Annotated in this window: 11 protein-coding genes; 5 read left to right on the forward strand and 6 right to left on the reverse strand. The window is 43.3% G+C overall.

Translation table 11 applies throughout. The features are described 5' to 3' along the window. Positions 1-226: 226 nt before the first annotated feature. Positions 227-484 (reverse strand): hypothetical protein, encoded by a 258-nt coding sequence (locus KUL49_RS21370; protein ID WP_242633902.1) that lies wholly within the window; start codon positions 482-484, stop codon positions 227-229. Between the two features lie 42 nt (positions 485-526). Further along, a complete protein-coding gene (locus KUL49_RS21375) occupies positions 527-664 on the reverse strand; it encodes a hypothetical protein (RefSeq protein ID WP_242633903.1) in 138 nt (45 codons plus the stop codon). 515 nt (positions 665-1,179) lie between these two features. Between KUL49_RS21375 and KUL49_RS19710 the strand changes: the two genes are divergently transcribed. The 3 genes from KUL49_RS19710 to KUL49_RS19720 all read left to right on the forward strand — a co-directional run bounded on the left by KUL49_RS19710 (position 1,180) and on the right by KUL49_RS19720 (position 7,085). Further along, positions 1,180-2,052, forward strand: coding sequence for a choice-of-anchor A family protein (locus KUL49_RS19710; RefSeq protein WP_131138356.1), 873 nt, complete (start codon positions 1,180-1,182; stop codon positions 2,050-2,052). Between the two features lie 3 nt (positions 2,053-2,055). Next, positions 2,056-4,878: a tetratricopeptide repeat protein gene (locus KUL49_RS19715; protein ID WP_131138357.1), complete on the forward strand. Its 2,823-nt coding sequence runs from the start codon at positions 2,056-2,058 to the stop codon at positions 4,876-4,878. A gap of 731 nt (positions 4,879-5,609) precedes the next feature. Next, positions 5,610-7,085, forward strand: a complete 1,476-nt coding sequence (locus tag KUL49_RS19720) for a catalase (protein ID WP_131138358.1) — start codon at positions 5,610-5,612, stop codon at positions 7,083-7,085. 340 nt (positions 7,086-7,425) lie between these two features. Here the strand turns inward: KUL49_RS19720 and KUL49_RS19725 are convergent, their stop codons facing one another. Further along, entirely contained in the window at positions 7,426-8,349 is a 924-nt protein-coding gene (locus KUL49_RS19725; RefSeq protein ID WP_242633904.1) for an IS4 family transposase, read from the reverse strand. Positions 8,350-8,477: 128 nt separating this feature from the next. Further along, positions 8,478-9,056 (reverse strand): TetR/AcrR family transcriptional regulator, encoded by a 579-nt coding sequence (locus KUL49_RS19730; protein ID WP_131138359.1) that lies wholly within the window; start codon positions 9,054-9,056, stop codon positions 8,478-8,480. A gap of 124 nt (positions 9,057-9,180) precedes the next feature. Here KUL49_RS19730 and KUL49_RS19735 point away from each other — a divergent pair, with 124 nt between their 5' ends. Both KUL49_RS19735 and KUL49_RS19740 read left to right on the forward strand, forming a co-directional pair. Beyond that, positions 9,181-10,596 (forward strand): FAD/NAD(P)-binding protein, encoded by a 1,416-nt coding sequence (locus tag KUL49_RS19735; protein WP_131138360.1) that lies wholly within the window; start codon positions 9,181-9,183, stop codon positions 10,594-10,596. A gap of 16 nt (positions 10,597-10,612) precedes the next feature. After that, the gene (locus tag KUL49_RS19740; protein ID WP_131138361.1) at positions 10,613-11,725 is read left to right on the forward strand and encodes a DUF2855 family protein; all 1,113 of its coding nucleotides are present in this window, start codon (positions 10,613-10,615) and stop codon (positions 11,723-11,725) included. Positions 11,726-11,791: 66 nt separating this feature from the next. Here the strand turns inward: KUL49_RS19740 and KUL49_RS19745 are convergent, their stop codons facing one another. Together KUL49_RS19745 and KUL49_RS19750 are read right to left on the reverse strand one after the other, a co-directional pair. After that, complete coding sequence (locus KUL49_RS19745) at positions 11,792-12,646, reverse strand: alpha/beta fold hydrolase (protein ID WP_014948047.1); 855 nt, start codon at positions 12,644-12,646, stop codon at positions 11,792-11,794. Positions 12,647-12,790: 144 nt separating this feature from the next. Then, positions 12,791-15,028: an EAL domain-containing protein gene (locus KUL49_RS19750; protein WP_131138362.1), complete on the reverse strand. Its 2,238-nt coding sequence runs from the start codon at positions 15,026-15,028 to the stop codon at positions 12,791-12,793. Positions 15,029-15,135: the final 107 nt, after the last annotated feature.

The raw sequence follows: 15,135 nt of genomic DNA on the forward strand, positions 1-15,135 counted from the left end.
CAGACTTTTGACGCACGCCGTGACCGCATTTAGACGAGTTTTATGCATATTGTAGCTGACAAGCGATACGACTTTGTTCACAATAGATAGAGCATTCATGGCTGTTTGGCCTCAGTGATTTTTGGCGATTGATCTGATCACTAAACGTCATGAATGTTCCTATTTTTTTATCTCACTGATATCGTTATATTATTTGTGGGGATACCTCAGACTCTGCCCCCAATTTTTAAGATTCAAAATTGCCCACACGACCTCGCCAGCGTTCGGTGGGTACTGCCGGCCAGTTTTTCATATATACTGGCTTTTCATGCAGGCAGTGTAATACTTCAAGTTTTGGTGGTTCTGCCGCACTGTAAGTTAGACGCTCTGAGACAATCGCGCCTTCTTCACAGCCCTGCCCAAAAAATACAAAGCCGCGATAATTTCCTCTTTCGGTAATGGTAATAAGCGAAACAAATTCTTTGCTGTCGGATATTTTTCTCATGCAGGTAAATGCCTGTCTATACGCTTAATTTGAAGCCCTTGTTCAGCCAGGAATACCCATAAAAGTTAGCTCGTTGTTCTTGCTGTTAATGCGCCAAAGTGTTTCAAAGGTCTTCCAAGACGCAAAGTTAATGATGCACAACACTGTAAAACCGGTAATGATTATGAGTGGCTTTGTCATTATGCAAGCCCTTAATATTTGACGGACTGTTGTTTCTTTATTTACGGATAAAAGCTAACGCTAGACCTTTATTGCAAAAAAGTAATCTACAGAGGTGTGGAAGTGCCGCGGCCTTAAGAAGCCCTAGTGCTGAATTCATAGCTGGAGAGGCGTAATACTAGTGCCTCTTCTTTATTTCCACTGCAACTAAAGTTGCAGTTTTAGGCGCAAGACTGTCAAGAAAATATACAAAAAAGGTGTGTTAAGTACATGTGAAAAACTTAAGCGTGTGAGTTTATTGGGGTTTTAAAGTTGGTGTGATATTTGCTTTTCAGTGGCCAAGAATGGTAGATTAACAGAACCATTTTCATTTCCGAGTATTTTAGGCTGCGTCCTTAAAGGGCTTGCGCTTTTTTTAGTTTCGCTAACACGTTGGGTAGTCGTTTTATGCGTTTTGCACTTTTTTTGTTTTTTGCGTTGTTCAATTCACCGCCGTAGCGGCTGAAACCGCCAGCACGAGTAAAACGACATCGAATGTGCTCGGCACTTATAATCTTATTTTGCTAGAAGATTACAACTTCCAAGGTGGAGATGTTGAAGGGCAGGCATTTATTGGCGGAAATTTAAACGCTCAAGGACGCACTGCTGAGTTTGGGAGTCGGTTAGCCAATACCGACACAGCTATTGATGCGGTGACAATTGTAGGTGATGTCAACGCGAATGGTATTCGGGTGCTTAGAGACAATAATCTCGTCTACGGCGGGGCCTTAAACGCATCGACGGTAGAATTGAACGACGGTGATGACGGTCAGGCTATTTATAACCCCGATGTGTCTATTACCGACATTGCTAATTCTTTATATGCAGATACTGCTTACTACTCAAGCCTTACAGAAAATGGCACATACAGCAACGGCACGTTTAATTATACAGGTACTGATGAAATTGCTGTGTTTAATGTTTCGGCCAGCGAAGTGTTTGCCCAAAACAGTTCATTAAACTTAATTGCAGGCAGTGCTGAAACCATTATCATTAATGTGTCTGCCAGCGACTTGCAAGGCAAGGACATTGTTATTGGTGGTGGCGTAAACAGTACAGGTGATTTTACCCAGCAAAGTTACTACTCAAATATTCTCTGGAATTTTTATGATGCTGAAAGTATTGATTTCAATAACCTGAATGTAAAAGGGTCTGTACTTGCGCCTTTTGCAGACACTACAGGCGGGTCATCATTTGACGGCGCCTTCGCGTCTGAGTCTTACACTGGGGCTCGTGAGTTTCACAACTTTGTATTTAACTATGAACGTGAAACGAATGTTGTTGAAGTTCCAGCGCCCAACTCAAACTTGTTCTTGATACTTATCGCCAGTATATTGATGATTACACGCAGGCTTAAAGTAACCCGTTAAATAATGAGAAAACGAATTTGTGTAAGTATTCTTGGTTTCATACTTACACTTTCATTCACGGCATTCGCCAATGCTGATCAAAAAGATACTGCGAGTTTAGATTATGAATCTGCCATCGTTAGTTATGAAGTTAAAGCTTTCAACGACGCATTTATCCATATAAAGAATGTGCTACAAGTTAACCCCGATTATCTTCCTGCACACCTACTTTTAGCCAATCTTTATTTCGAAACAGGGATGTGGGAACAAGCCCACAAAACCTATTTACATGCCTATGAAAAAGGTGCAGACTCCAATTTGGTGTTGCCTAATTGGTCAAGAGTATTGGTGCGCTTGCAAAAGTCAGAGCAAATACTAGCCATAGACGTATCTACTGACTTATCTAAGGCCCACTTGGCACAATGGCGCGCTACTCGTGCTGAAGCGTGCCTGATTGAATCTAGACGGCTATGTGCCCAAAGGGAATATAATGAATTGCTTACCCAAATACCAGATCATCCCCTGGGATTAAACGGTTTGGCCTTGTTGGCAATTGAGGATGGTCAATATAAACAGGCAGATACCTTGCTTCAACGCTCGCTTGCTGAGGACGACAGTCAAGCCTTAACATGGTGGGCGCTTGGTCGTCTTGCAAGTGCAAGAGGTGATGTGCTGCTGTCACAGCGTTATTTCAACAACGCCTATCGTATTTCGCCCAATAACGCAAAAATTGCACGAAGTTTAATTGATGCTTATGTGGCTATAGCCGATTTGGACGCTGCGTTATTAGTCACCGAAGATTTGTTATTGGAAGCGGAAGATGACCTATACTTAATGTTTGTCAATAGTTGGCTTACTAGCCAGATAGACGCCTTATCTAATATTCGCCCTCAACTAGAGCAAATCGATCAGCGTTTATCTAACGTGCCAGAAGAAATGATGATAGCGGAACCTTCCTTGCTCTATTTGCGGGGTATGGTAGCCTTGATGCAAGGCAATTTCGAACAAGCAAGAGATAGCTTTGATCTATTTACAACCTACAGCGAACAAGACCTGCAAACCGCGATTTTGCTAGCAACTACTAACATGGCGTTGGGCGATAAAAAAGCCGCCATGTTAGGGCTACAAAATCACGAGGAGGAATTGATAGAACAACATCTTGAGCAGGCAATTTTTCTAGGTAGTTTGTATTTAGAAAACGCCCGTAATTTTAAAGCAGTAAGATTGCTATCTTCCTTAACTGAACTGTATTCCGATAATGTAGACGTTGCTTTGTTTGCGGTTCGGGTAGAATTCTCCCGAGGTAAATTTAAAGAAGCTGCAGAACAGTTAAACAATTTATTAGAGCAATACCCAGACAATCGACAAGTGTTAGTGGCCTATTCTCTTTATTTTCTCGATACCGGCGAAACTCAAAAAGCCGCAAAAGCCATCGCCACTTTAAGAGCGCAGTTTGCTGATGATATAACGATTCTAAATATGTACGCTGCTCAATTGCTGATTGAAAAAAAATACGCAGAGGCTGAAGTTGTACTATCCGATGTTCTCAACCAGGCGCCTGATCTTTTTGCTGCGCGATACAATCAAGCAACAATGCTAATCAACAAAGGATTGTTAGACGACGCTGAAGCTATTTTACTTGTGCTTGAAGAAGAAAAAGGAAATCACCTTCAAGTGGTGTTTCAATTGGCGAATATTGACATGCGTCGAAGCGATTTTGAATCGGCGGATAGACGGTATAGATACCTTTTACAAAAGTTTGGGCCAATAGGAAAAATAACTTTCTCCGCCGTGGCTGCAATGAATCAGCGACAAGACTACAGAAGTGCCATTGCTGCATTGCGTGAATTAGAAGTGAAGGAGCCAGGTAATCCTTTGGCACTAGTGCAACTGGCTACGTTTTACATCAAAGCAAACGATGTAGAAAATGCAAAATCAACTCTTCTAAAACTAGAATTAATATTTAATAGGCCGGTAAACATACTGGTAAGTGAATCGCAAAATTGGTTGGCTGTGGGTGATGAAGATAAAGCCCTGAGTAGTATGGATAAAGCTCGATTATTGCAACCAGAAAACCTAGATTTACAACTTCAGTGGGTGAAGCTTTTATTAGCATTAAATAAAGTTGAACGCGCAGAATCTAGTCTGTCAGCAATAATAAAAAGTTATCCTAAGCACCCTCAGGTGTTATTCAAATTTGGTGAATTAGCCCAGAAAAAAGGTAGTTTCACTCAAGCGATGACATTTTATCAAAAGGTGCTGAATGAAGATGAAACCTTCGATTTAGCCTTTGCCAAACTGTATGCGCTAAGTGTCAAAACAGGTGATTTTTCGGCCTTGATTAAGCGTTTAACTGCGACGGTAGAACAAGAGCCCGATAGGTATTTCACCCGTAATTTACTGGCGCAATATCACTATTATTATGGCGATGCTAACACCGCAATTAATCACTATCTTTATATGTTAGAGGTAGCACCAGAAGCAAACCGGTTTGCATTATATAATCGATTAGCGGAGCTTCATTTACTCATAAATAACGAAAAGAGCTTACACTTTGCTGAGCAAGCTTACCGATTACAACCCAAAGACTCCGATGTGCTGCACACTTATGGTTGGGCGCTAACCATTAATGGCCAACCACAGGCCTCGCTGCCTCTGCTTCGAGAAGCGTCAGTGCGAAATGCTACATCTTTGTCACTACAATATCACCTTGCCTATACCTTGGTAGAATTAGAAAACTACTCAGAAGCGAAACGCATTTTAAGTCGCTTAGTCAACTCATCAACGCCTTTTGAACAACGAGAAAAAGCAATCGCACTGTTGTCTCGCATGGAACAAGCACGCTAGCTTTCCACAAGCTGTACAAAAAACTGAAAGGTTTGGGGCCAGATGTACTGATATTTTTGTGAGAAAAGAACTTCACATGACCTATTTCTTTCCTCTTAAAATTGCTAGGGTGAAGCATCTTTATTTGTGCGCTGACGTTAGGAAATATACGCACTACATCCTCTGCATTTTTTAAAGTTGGCAATGGCATCATCAGCGGCGAGTAGCCATTTTGATGGTAGTATAATGTAATCGTAAAAACGGGTGTGAATGTCTTTTGGGAAAGCAGTTTCGACATAGCCATTGCCGTTAAACCATCGCCGCCATTGTTTGACTATTTGCTTAGGTGGGCGCACGCCCATGCCTACCCATTGTGATTTGGTATGCCCAAGGAGCAAGCTACTGAGTGGTATAAACACTTTCGTAAAAAAGTACGCTCTGAACAACTAGCGCCCACTTTTTCCAGCCACACTAAGCTCGCTTATACATGCCCCTGTAATACGAAGCCCCCGATAGTTACATAATGAATGTCAGACCAGCCATCTAGTAACAAGCACTTCAGTGTGATTCGAAATCACGATTGGGACCATCTATTTTGTTCGCTTTAACTGCTGCTCTAAATCAACGAACATCTTTCTAAACGAAAAAAGTAATTAGCACAACGTTGTTGATTACGCTTGTAATGCCCAGTTTTAGCGAGACGTTAAGTAAAGCTGAAAAGAGGGCGAGAAAACAACCAGAAGGAATTCGCAATGAGTAAATGTCCATTTTCAGGTGCAGCTATAAAACCTACTACGCTAACGTCTAGCAATGGTGCGCCCGTTGCCAATGATAATCAGAGCCGAACAGCGGGGCCACGCGGGCCGGTGACTTTCGACAACCATTATTTGTTTGAGAAGCTTGCACACTTTAACCGCGAGCGAATTCCAGAGCGCGTAGTTCACGCTAGAGGTAGTGCAGCATATGGTACTTTTACGCTAACTAAAAGTTTGTCTAATTATACTATTGCAGACTTTCTGCAAAAAGAGGGGCAAAAAACCGACGTGTTTTTGCGTTTTTCTACCGTAGGTGGTGGTCAGGATTCAAGTGACTATGCTCGTGACCCTCGTGGTTTTTCGGTGAAGTTTTACACTGAACAGGGTAACTGGGATATGGTTGGAAACAATACACCCGTATTCTTCTTGCGAGATGGCATTAAGTTCCCTGACTTTATACACAGCCAGAAAAAGAACCCACGTACGAACTTGCCGGATCCGCAGGCCGTGTACGAGTTTTGGGCGAACAACCCTCAGTCATTACACCAATCGACAATCTTGATGTCTGATCGCGGTATTCCACTTTCTTATCGTCATGTGAATGGCTATAGCTCTCATACGTTGAGTTTCTGGAATAACGCAGGCGAACGCTATTGGGTGAAATGGCACTTTAAAACTAACCAAGGTATTAAAACGCTAACTAGCGAAGAAGCGGCAAAGATGCCTGCTTATGGCGCTCAGCAAGACTTGGTCGAAAGCATTGATAACGGCGAATTTCCATCGTGGACCGTAAATGTGCAGATTATGAATGAAGAGGAAGCGCGTAATTACCACATTAATCCGTTTGACCTAACGAAGGTGTGGCCGCACAGCGACTTTCCATTAATTGAAGTAGGTCAGTTGGAGTTAAGCCGTAATGTTGATAACTACTTTGCAGAAACTGAGCAAGCAGCGTTTGCGCCGAGCAATTTGGTACCGGGTATTGGTGCGTCGCCAGACAGAATGCTTCAAGCGCGTCTAATTGGCTATCAAGATGCGCACAGATACCGTATTGGTGCAAACTACAACCAAATACCGGTAAACGCGCCGCGTTGTCCAGTGCACAATTATCAACGAGATGGAGCCTTTGCGGGAATTAACCCAGCACTTGCAGGAAGTGGAGCCAACTTCTATCCAAATAATCGCGCGCGAGTTGGTGAGCCGGCTGAAGCACCAGAGGTTCAAGAGCCGCCTATGCCGCTAGAGCAAGATGCATGGTTAGATATTTACGATAACCGTGACGAAGATAACTACTCACAGGCCGGTGATCTTTACCGCATTATGAGTGAAGATCAAAAACAACAGCTGGTAAACAACATTGCTGACGGCTTAAGCCAAGCTACTAAGGACGTTCAAGAGGCAATGTTCGTTCAATACGACCTAGCTGATAGCGACTATGGTGAACGGGTGAGAAAGGCGGTAGCCAGCAAATAGAGTAAATGGGGTCAGAGTACTTTATTAAAATGTACTCTGACCCTGAGGGATCCCCACGAATTTAATTTCATATGCCTCCGGCCCAGGCTGCGTCGACTATGGAGCTGTACCATTTGAGCGCAGCTTTCCACTGTCGCATAGTAAATCGTATTCGACAAGCGACAGCCCTGAGTCTAAGGTAATGGAATGACAACACGCTCCTGGTTTCGGTATTGGCTTGGAAGCGCCGATGCTTATTCGATGAGACAAGTACTATACCCAGTAATATAGCTACGAGTGACGCTAACGTCGTCAGCAATACCAGTATTGTTAGACGCTGCTTTTTCACGCTTTTATTCTGTTAATAGCCAAGCCCGAACTTCGTGCTTTTCATGTCTCTAAAGCCTTCTTCAATTTGCATTCGTTGCCTGTAAATGGCCACTACTTGTTTCGATAAGCTTCGATGAGGTGCCAGTGATGTGGCTAACAGCCATGGGTCTTTTGCTCCTTGCGCATGGACTTTCGACCGCTTTGAGGCTTTACGTGTACCATCTGGATTTGAAGCATGACGCCCTTTAGATTTCTGTTTAAACAGAACTAGCGTGCAGGTAAAGGGGTTGCTCTTTACTATTTGGCTGTTATCAAAACGCTTCGGTCGACAGGTTGCTTGAGTATAGAGGTAGCGAATACACTGCCACGTATCTCCTTTATCAAGTGAATAAAGATGTGGCTTACGGATGCGTCCAACAATATCCCACCTTAGCGCTAGTACCTCTCTGAACCAAGGCGATTTATACCCTGCATCGGTAACGATAATGGGTCGGCAATTTGAAGGTAACATGGCGTGTAATGTCTTTAAGAATGCTTTGTGGGTGGCGGGTTTCTCTTTGGTCTTGTTGCAATGCACTTCTTGATAAAGTGTGATGGGCCGACCTTTCAGGGATATTGCCGCGCGTAAAAGAAAATGCGCTTTACGGTCGTCTAAATCTGACCAGTCGATTGAGATAACAGGGCGTGTTGTGTTGCCGCAAAATAGTTGGCATATAGATGCATAGATAAGCGGTGTTTCACTTAGTAAATGCGGGTTTGAGAGCAAGCGGTCAGCACGTTTAATCCGTTGTTTTTCAAAGGCTTTAGTATTAATTCCTCGACCTATGCTGGTTACAGTTGCAGCGCTTCCATTAAGCAGACTTTTGACGCACGCCGTGACCGCACTTAGACGAGTTTTATGCATATTGTAGCTGACAAGCGATACGACTTTGTTCACAATAGATAGAGCATTCATGGCTGTTTGGCCTCAGTGAAGTTTGGCGATTGATCTGATCACCAAACGTCATGAATGTTCCTATCTTTTTTTATCTCACTGATATCGTTATATTATTTGTGGGGATACCTCAGACTCTGACCCCTTTTTTACTGGGTAGCGACGAGGGCGTAAACGTGCAAGCGAATGGCCTGCAGTGCGCGTTCTTTCCAATTGTTCCAAGTAATACGGTTGCTAATTTCGTGCTGATTCAACGTAATATAACCATGATTTAGCGCCCATACTTGCATAGCTACATCTTGCTTTTCTTCAACAGACAGATCTTTTTTAATTAACGCAGCGGTTAGCTTAGTTAGCGTGATAAAGGCTTTTTCACCTGCCTCGATAGCTTCATCCGATGGCGTATAGTCTTTTAAATTAGAAGCAAAAATTAGTCGATAATGGGCCGCATGAGTTTCTGAAAACGTTAAAATACGCTCGCAGCCATTAATCACTTTTTCTGCCGCAGTATTGCCGTCGGCTGCCAACATTTCACGCTCTACTAATTCGAAACCCTCAATGTAAAGCGCATCTAAAATGCCCTGCTTACCTTTGAAGTGGCTATAGATGCCAATCGTTGACATACCTGCACCGTCAGCAATGGCGCGCACGCTAAGTGCGTTCGTTCCGCCTTTCAAAAATAGTGCTGAGGCAGCGTCTAAGATCTTTTTTCGCGTATCTTTTTTCATTTACACATCATTTACATGTTGCGCAATATAACACCGTTATGTAAAGTGGTTTTATAACGCCGTTATATCTCTTGGTTTAACACTTAACCTGCCTGCCCGCAGGTTATTCATAAGGACACTATATATGAAAACTGAGCAATTAACCTGCGATTATTTAATTGTTGGTGCTGGCGCCATAGGGATGGCTTTTGCTGACGTACTACTTCACGAAACTAAAGCTAACATTTTGATTGTAGATAAAAATGCGAAGCCCGGAGGGCATTGGAACTACGCTTATCCCTTCGTTACCCTTCACCAGCCGTCAGCTTTTTATGGCGTGTGTTCAAAAGAGTTAAATCGTGGCGTTATTGATAAAACAGGATTGAATGAAGGTTTAATGGGATTAGCTTCAGGCCAAGAAGTGAGTGCGTATTTCGATGCGGTAATGAACGAAACCTTTTTGCCTTCAAACCGAGTGCAGTATTACCCGCTTTGTGAATATACGGGCAATAACCAGTTTGTTTCTATGCTAAATGGCAAGCACTATAACGTTACGGTTAACAAGAAAATTGTTGATGCCACTTATCTAAACACTAATATTCCGCTTACTCATACACCTAGCTTTACCCGCGACGACGACGTTGCATTTACGCCGGTTAATACAGTAGTTGAAAATATCGAAGGCTTTGACAACTATGTGGTTGTCGGTGGGGGTAAAACGGGTATTGATACCTGCCTATGGCTGCTTGAAAATCACGTCGACCCGCATAATATCCACTGGGTAGTATCGCGAGATGCATGGTTACTGAACCGGAAAAATACCCAGCCCTTGGATGACTTCTTCTTTGATTCTATTGGGGCACAAGCAAACCAAATGGAAGCTATCGCTGCGTCAACTTCCATCGAGGATATGTTCGACAAATTGGAAGAGCGGGGCGTTTTACTGCGTATTGATAAGAAAGTAAGACCCAGTATGTTTCACGGCGCAACGGTGAGCGAATTAGAGCTTAAAGCCTTACAAACGCTGCCATCTGTCGTTAGACAAGGTCGTGTTAAACATATCAGCCGCGAAGAATTGTGTTTTGAAAGCACAACATGGAAGATGCCAGATAACGCGTTGGTTATTGACTGCTCAGCTTCTGCACTGACTAACTTAGAGATTAAAGCAGTGTTCGACGGCGACACCATCACCCCTCAAACAGTGCGTGCTTATCAACCTGTTTTTAGTGCGGCGCTTATTGCTCACGTTGAGGCAGCCTACAGCGATGAACAACAAAAGCAGATGCTGACACAAGTGGTTCCGCTGCCTAATCGCGACATCGATTGGTTACCAATGACTGCAGCAATGTTACGAAACGTGCAAATTTGGGGTGAAGACCCAGCGCTTAAAGCGTGGATCTACCATTGTCGACTAGATGGCTTTTCAAAAATAGTACACGGCGTGGCAAAAGACGATATGCAAAAAATGCAGGTGTTAGGGCGATTGAAGCAAGCAGCGGCACCGGCCATGCAAAAGCTGATGACTTACATACTCAGCTTAAAAGCGAGCGGACAGCTTTAAAAGGTTATAAATATCGATGAAACAGTTTCAAATAGACAAAACGAACCCAAATCGCTTTCGGATAATGCAAACAGTTGATAGCCCTGATAATGCGCAGACAGAGGGTGCTGGAAAGGCAAAAAACGTAGTAATCAAAATTGAAAGGTTCGCGTTTACTGCCAATAACTTGACCTATTATATGGTGGGTGACAAGCTTGGTTATTGGCAGTTTTTTCCACCCATTAATACAAGTAGTAACGAAAACTGGGGTGTTATTCCGGTATGGGGCGTGGGTCAAGTAATTAGCTCTAACAACGATGCGGTAGAAGTAGGAAGTCGTTTCCTTGGTTATTTCCCGCCCGCTGAATATTTGGTTATGGCTAACACTACGGTGACAAACAACAATTTAATAGACTGTAGCCCTCATCGTTTGAAGTTGCCTCAAGGGTATAATGTCTACCGACCACTTCCTTCACTAACGGCCCACGCTAACGCTGAAATAAGCACTAAGCAGCACGAGCAAGAAAACTTTCAGATGTTGCTGTGGCCGCTTTACGCAACGTCCTTTTGTTTATCAGAAGTGGTCGATGCTATACCTGGGGCACAAAGAGAGCAGTTATTAGTATTAAGTGCTTCAAGCAAAACCAGTTTAGGGCTTGCTTTTGCGTTTAAAGAAGCCGGTATTAACGCAATAGGTGTAACCTCTGAAAAGCGTGTTGCATCACTAGAAGCATTGGGTGTATACAGCGCCGTTATTGGTTATGAACAGCTGGACATGTTGCAACTGAAAAGCACTGTTGTGGTCGACATGTCAGGAAGTGCTCAGGTCAAAGCATCCATCAAACATAAACTTGGTGAACACCTAACAAGATACATCAGCGTAGGGCTTACTCACTGGCAGGACGTTAAGCCGTCAAGCGATGAGGAGTTCTTCTTTGCTCCTGCTCATATACAGCAGCGTATGTCTGAGATTGGGGTTGCTGAGTACCAGAAGTTAAGTAGCGGGTTTGTATCAAAAGCCATTGTGTGGAGCGCCGGTTGGTTAAACGTTAAAGAGCGTGAAGGGTTGAGCGCGCTACAAGATGACTTTAGCGAACATCAGCAAGGCCTCATTCCTTCAAATGAAGGAAGAATATACACACTTGCTTAGCGCGTAACCAGAGCGCCCATATTGAGTTCGAGCGCTTTGATAAAAAACGCTCGCTCGAGGGTAATATCACACATACTGATTAAAATAATTGGTGACCTTAGGCCATAAATGCTGACATTTACGGGAGAAAAACTTCATGTGACCTATTTCTTTTACGTTGTAGGCCTGTGGATCTAGCTCCTCAACTTCTGCTTCCATATTGGGGAAAACGCTAATCATATCGTGAACGTTATGAATATTAGCAATATCGTCGTCATTGGCGAGCAGCCATTTAGAAGGTATCTGAATGGTGTCGTAGTGATGCTCGTTAACATCACTGCCAAAGCCCGTTTTTACGTAGCCTTTACCGTTACACCATTTTTGCCACTGACGGGCCACTTTTTTAGGTAGTGGCTCTCCCATGCCGACCCACTGAGATTTAGTATGGCCGAACAGTAAATTACTCACGGGAATGTAGAAATTCATGAAGAAATGGGCTTTTAGCAAATAGCTTTTACGCATGTTTCTGAGACTGCCCGAAGAGCTACCAAAATTACAAAAGGCAGTAAGGTCGTGCACATTATGCATTAAACCCAGCAGCTGACCACCAGCGCTATGACCGACAAGAAAGTAGGGGACGTTAGGGAAATGAATTTTCAATGTCTCTAGCACCGCTGGCATATCTTGCTCGCCCCATGTTACCAACGACGCATCGCTTTCTTTAACGCTGCTTTTTACCGAACCGCCAATACCTCTGTTATCGAAAGTAATAACACCAAAGCCTTGTTCACATAAATAGGCGGCAAAAGCGCTGTAGAATTGCCGTTTTATACCCGTTGCAGGGCCAATCATAACTGCAGCTTTAGCGGGGGAATGTGGAGTGAAAAGTGAAGCTGCTAGATGAGTACCATCTTCACAGGTTACTTGAATGTCCTTTGTCATCGTCTTGCTCACAAGGCATACCTTAGTTTTCGTTACGCTTCTGGTCATACCAGTAAAGCGCCGATTGTTAAGATTTGCAATAGTACGACTATTTCAATTTCTGATAATTACACATGTTGAACGCAAGTCGCGATTTTCATGTTTTTATGCGCGTGCTTTTGCCGTCTTAACCCAATGCTCAATAGGAGCCGGTTTTCCAAATAAATATCCTTGGAAAATATTGAAACCCATGTCTTTAAGTACACGCAGCTGTGCCTGTGTTTCTACCCCTTCGGCAATGGTCTGCATGTCTAAACTCTTAGCGAGGTCTAGAGTCATCTTAACAATCTTGCGATGTCGTTCAGACGTTTCCACCCTTTCTACAAACTCTCTATCTACCTTTATAACGCTAGCAGACATATCAATAAGCTGGGAAAGTGATGCGTGACCAGTGCCGAAGTCGTCAATAATAATGGTTGCTCCTACATTGGCTAACGACGTTAGGCGTCGCTTAGTCTCGTAATGGCTGGCTAATACAGACGTCTCTGTTAGCTCTAATTTAAGGCGTGCTCCAAGCTCAGGGCTCTCTGAGAAGCGACGTAATAGCTTTTCATAAAAGAGGTCGCTAAGTAATTCTGGCCCCGATAAGTTAATCGCTAGGGGGACCTTGGGTAGGTTGCTAGGCCACTTGTCTAAAAGTGCCAAGGTGCCATCGATAATTTTTTGTGTGAACAGTACTTCCCATTTGTTTTCTTCCACCAAAGGCAGAAACTGAAATGGTTGAAGAACGGTACCAGACTTTGGCTCTTTCAATCTTGCCAGCACTTCGTAGCCCACCGTAACGCCATGGAGCGACACCTGAGGCTGCAAATACAAAGCAAGACACCCATTATCAAGAAGGGCCTTTACCTTATCTTTTTGTTGCGTATTTTCTCGAATAGTTTTCACCGTATTGATACTAAAGGAGATGTACGGCGCGAATTCATCGCTTTGGCTTAGCGCTATTGCGCAGCACTCGGCGGCCGCATCTAAACTAATTTCACGACTGGCATGATAATGCCCCGCTCGCCATTTCAGCATATGTTCTACAGTGCCTCGCGCTGAGTTGATAATCATGCTGGTGGGCAATCGACGCTCAAGATAATGTTCTATACTTTGTGTTGAAAGATGTTTGCCGTTTACGGTAAATAAGAATTTAGCGCCAGGGAATTGATATACCGAGACATCATTTGTAAATTCGCTTTGTAAAAGTGACGCTACGCTTAAAAGCAGCTGATCACCTTGACTGTAACCGTATTGCAGGTTTACTTCTCTGAGGTTAGCCAGTTTCAGCAGGACAATATGTCGATTTAAAATACTCTCGCTCGACTCCGCTATTTTCCAAAAGTGATGGTTTTTCAGTCCCGTTAGTTCATTAAAATAGTGCTTCTCATACTGCTGCTTCTTGAATGCATCAAACTCCATCAAGCTTTTTTTATTGGCGGATATGTCATGGCAGTGGATAAGTTGTTTTTTGTGATGCTCAAGGCTAGCAGGTTGAAGCTTAAATTCTCGTTCGGGTGCGTTAAAAATAGAAGCGTGTTGGTTTACGCCCTTTGTAATGGGGTGAGATAAAGAGAAGAGATCTTGAATATATTCACTCTCTGGCCGGTACTTTTTGACTAGCGCTCTTGCAGCCTTGTTAGCCTGAATTACGCGCCCTTGTTCGTCACAAAAGAAAGACGGTGTACCACCATTGTTAAAAATTTCCTGATAACGGCTAACAAGTTTATTAAGCTTTTTGCTTTGTAATAAATTGTGCTCAGACTGCTTTTCTAATGACGACATGACCCGCAGTACAGCCATTGGAATGCAGAAATTGAAAAACAGGAAAATTAACGATGCTAAATACGTGTGGGTATCCGGCAATGTAATATCAATGCCGAACAAAGGAGATACTTGCGTATTGTTCAGCAGTAAATAATACGGAATGAGATTGAATAGCATGGTCGCAATGGATGCTTTCACCCCATACAAAACTCGAACAATAATAGGCAGCGTAAACAGCAAAAGTAAGCCATAACGCGCCGATTCTAAGTCTATTGTGAAGAAGAGTATGCACAGGGAAGCTCCAACTACCGCTAAAACTAAGCACGCAGAAGCGATCTTTATATCCTTCAAGCCTATCGAAAGTGTGGCGAAGAGAAAAGCAGTGAAGCCCAGCGTTAAGTACATAACATAATAAAGTTCCTGTACATACGCAGTATATGAAGAGTGCGCCACGATGGCCGAGGTAAGGACAACGCCAATGAGCAGAATAGTGCGCAGCACACTGAGGCGCCACACGTCAGCATCGGTGGTTCTTAGGTTATCTTCATCAAGTAAAAGATAGTGTTTTAAAATTCTTATTGTTCGAGAAATCACTAGTAAACCGCTGACGTTTAAATAAGTTCAATACTAGAGTGTTGCAAATAATTCACCGGAGTGAATGGTTTAATATAACCCTTTGCTAATGTGAGTGGTAGCAATAA

This window comes from Alteromonas sp. KUL17, assembly GCF_006538305.1.
GTDB classification, from domain to species: Bacteria; Pseudomonadota; Gammaproteobacteria; order Enterobacterales; family Alteromonadaceae; genus Alteromonas; species Alteromonas macleodii.

Bases quoted from the DNA above. Each gene is read 5' to 3' on its own strand.
- KUL49_RS19715 (WP_131138357.1), top strand. From the start codon at position 2,056: ATGAGAAAACGAATTTGTGTAAGTATTCTTGGTTTCATACTTACACTT.
- KUL49_RS19720 (WP_131138358.1), top strand. From the start codon at position 5,610: ATGAGTAAATGTCCATTTTCAGGTGCAGCTATAAAACCTACTACGCTA.
- KUL49_RS19740 (WP_131138361.1), top strand. From the start codon at position 10,613: ATGAAACAGTTTCAAATAGACAAAACGAACCCAAATCGCTTTCGGATA.
- KUL49_RS21375 (WP_242633903.1), bottom strand. From the start codon at position 664: ATGACAAAGCCACTCATAATCATTACCGGTTTTACAGTGTTGTGCATC.
- KUL49_RS19730 (WP_131138359.1), bottom strand. From the start codon at position 9,056: ATGAAAAAAGATACGCGAAAAAAGATCTTAGACGCTGCCTCAGCACTA.
- KUL49_RS21370 (WP_242633902.1), bottom strand. From the start codon at position 484: ATGAGAAAAATATCCGACAGCAAAGAATTTGTTTCGCTTATTACCATT.
- KUL49_RS19745 (WP_014948047.1), bottom strand. From the start codon at position 12,646: ATGACAAAGGACATTCAAGTAACCTGTGAAGATGGTACTCATCTAGCA.
- KUL49_RS19735 (WP_131138360.1), top strand. From the start codon at position 9,181: ATGAAAACTGAGCAATTAACCTGCGATTATTTAATTGTTGGTGCTGGC.
- KUL49_RS19725 (WP_242633904.1), bottom strand. From the start codon at position 8,349: ATGAATGCTCTATCTATTGTGAACAAAGTCGTATCGCTTGTCAGCTAC.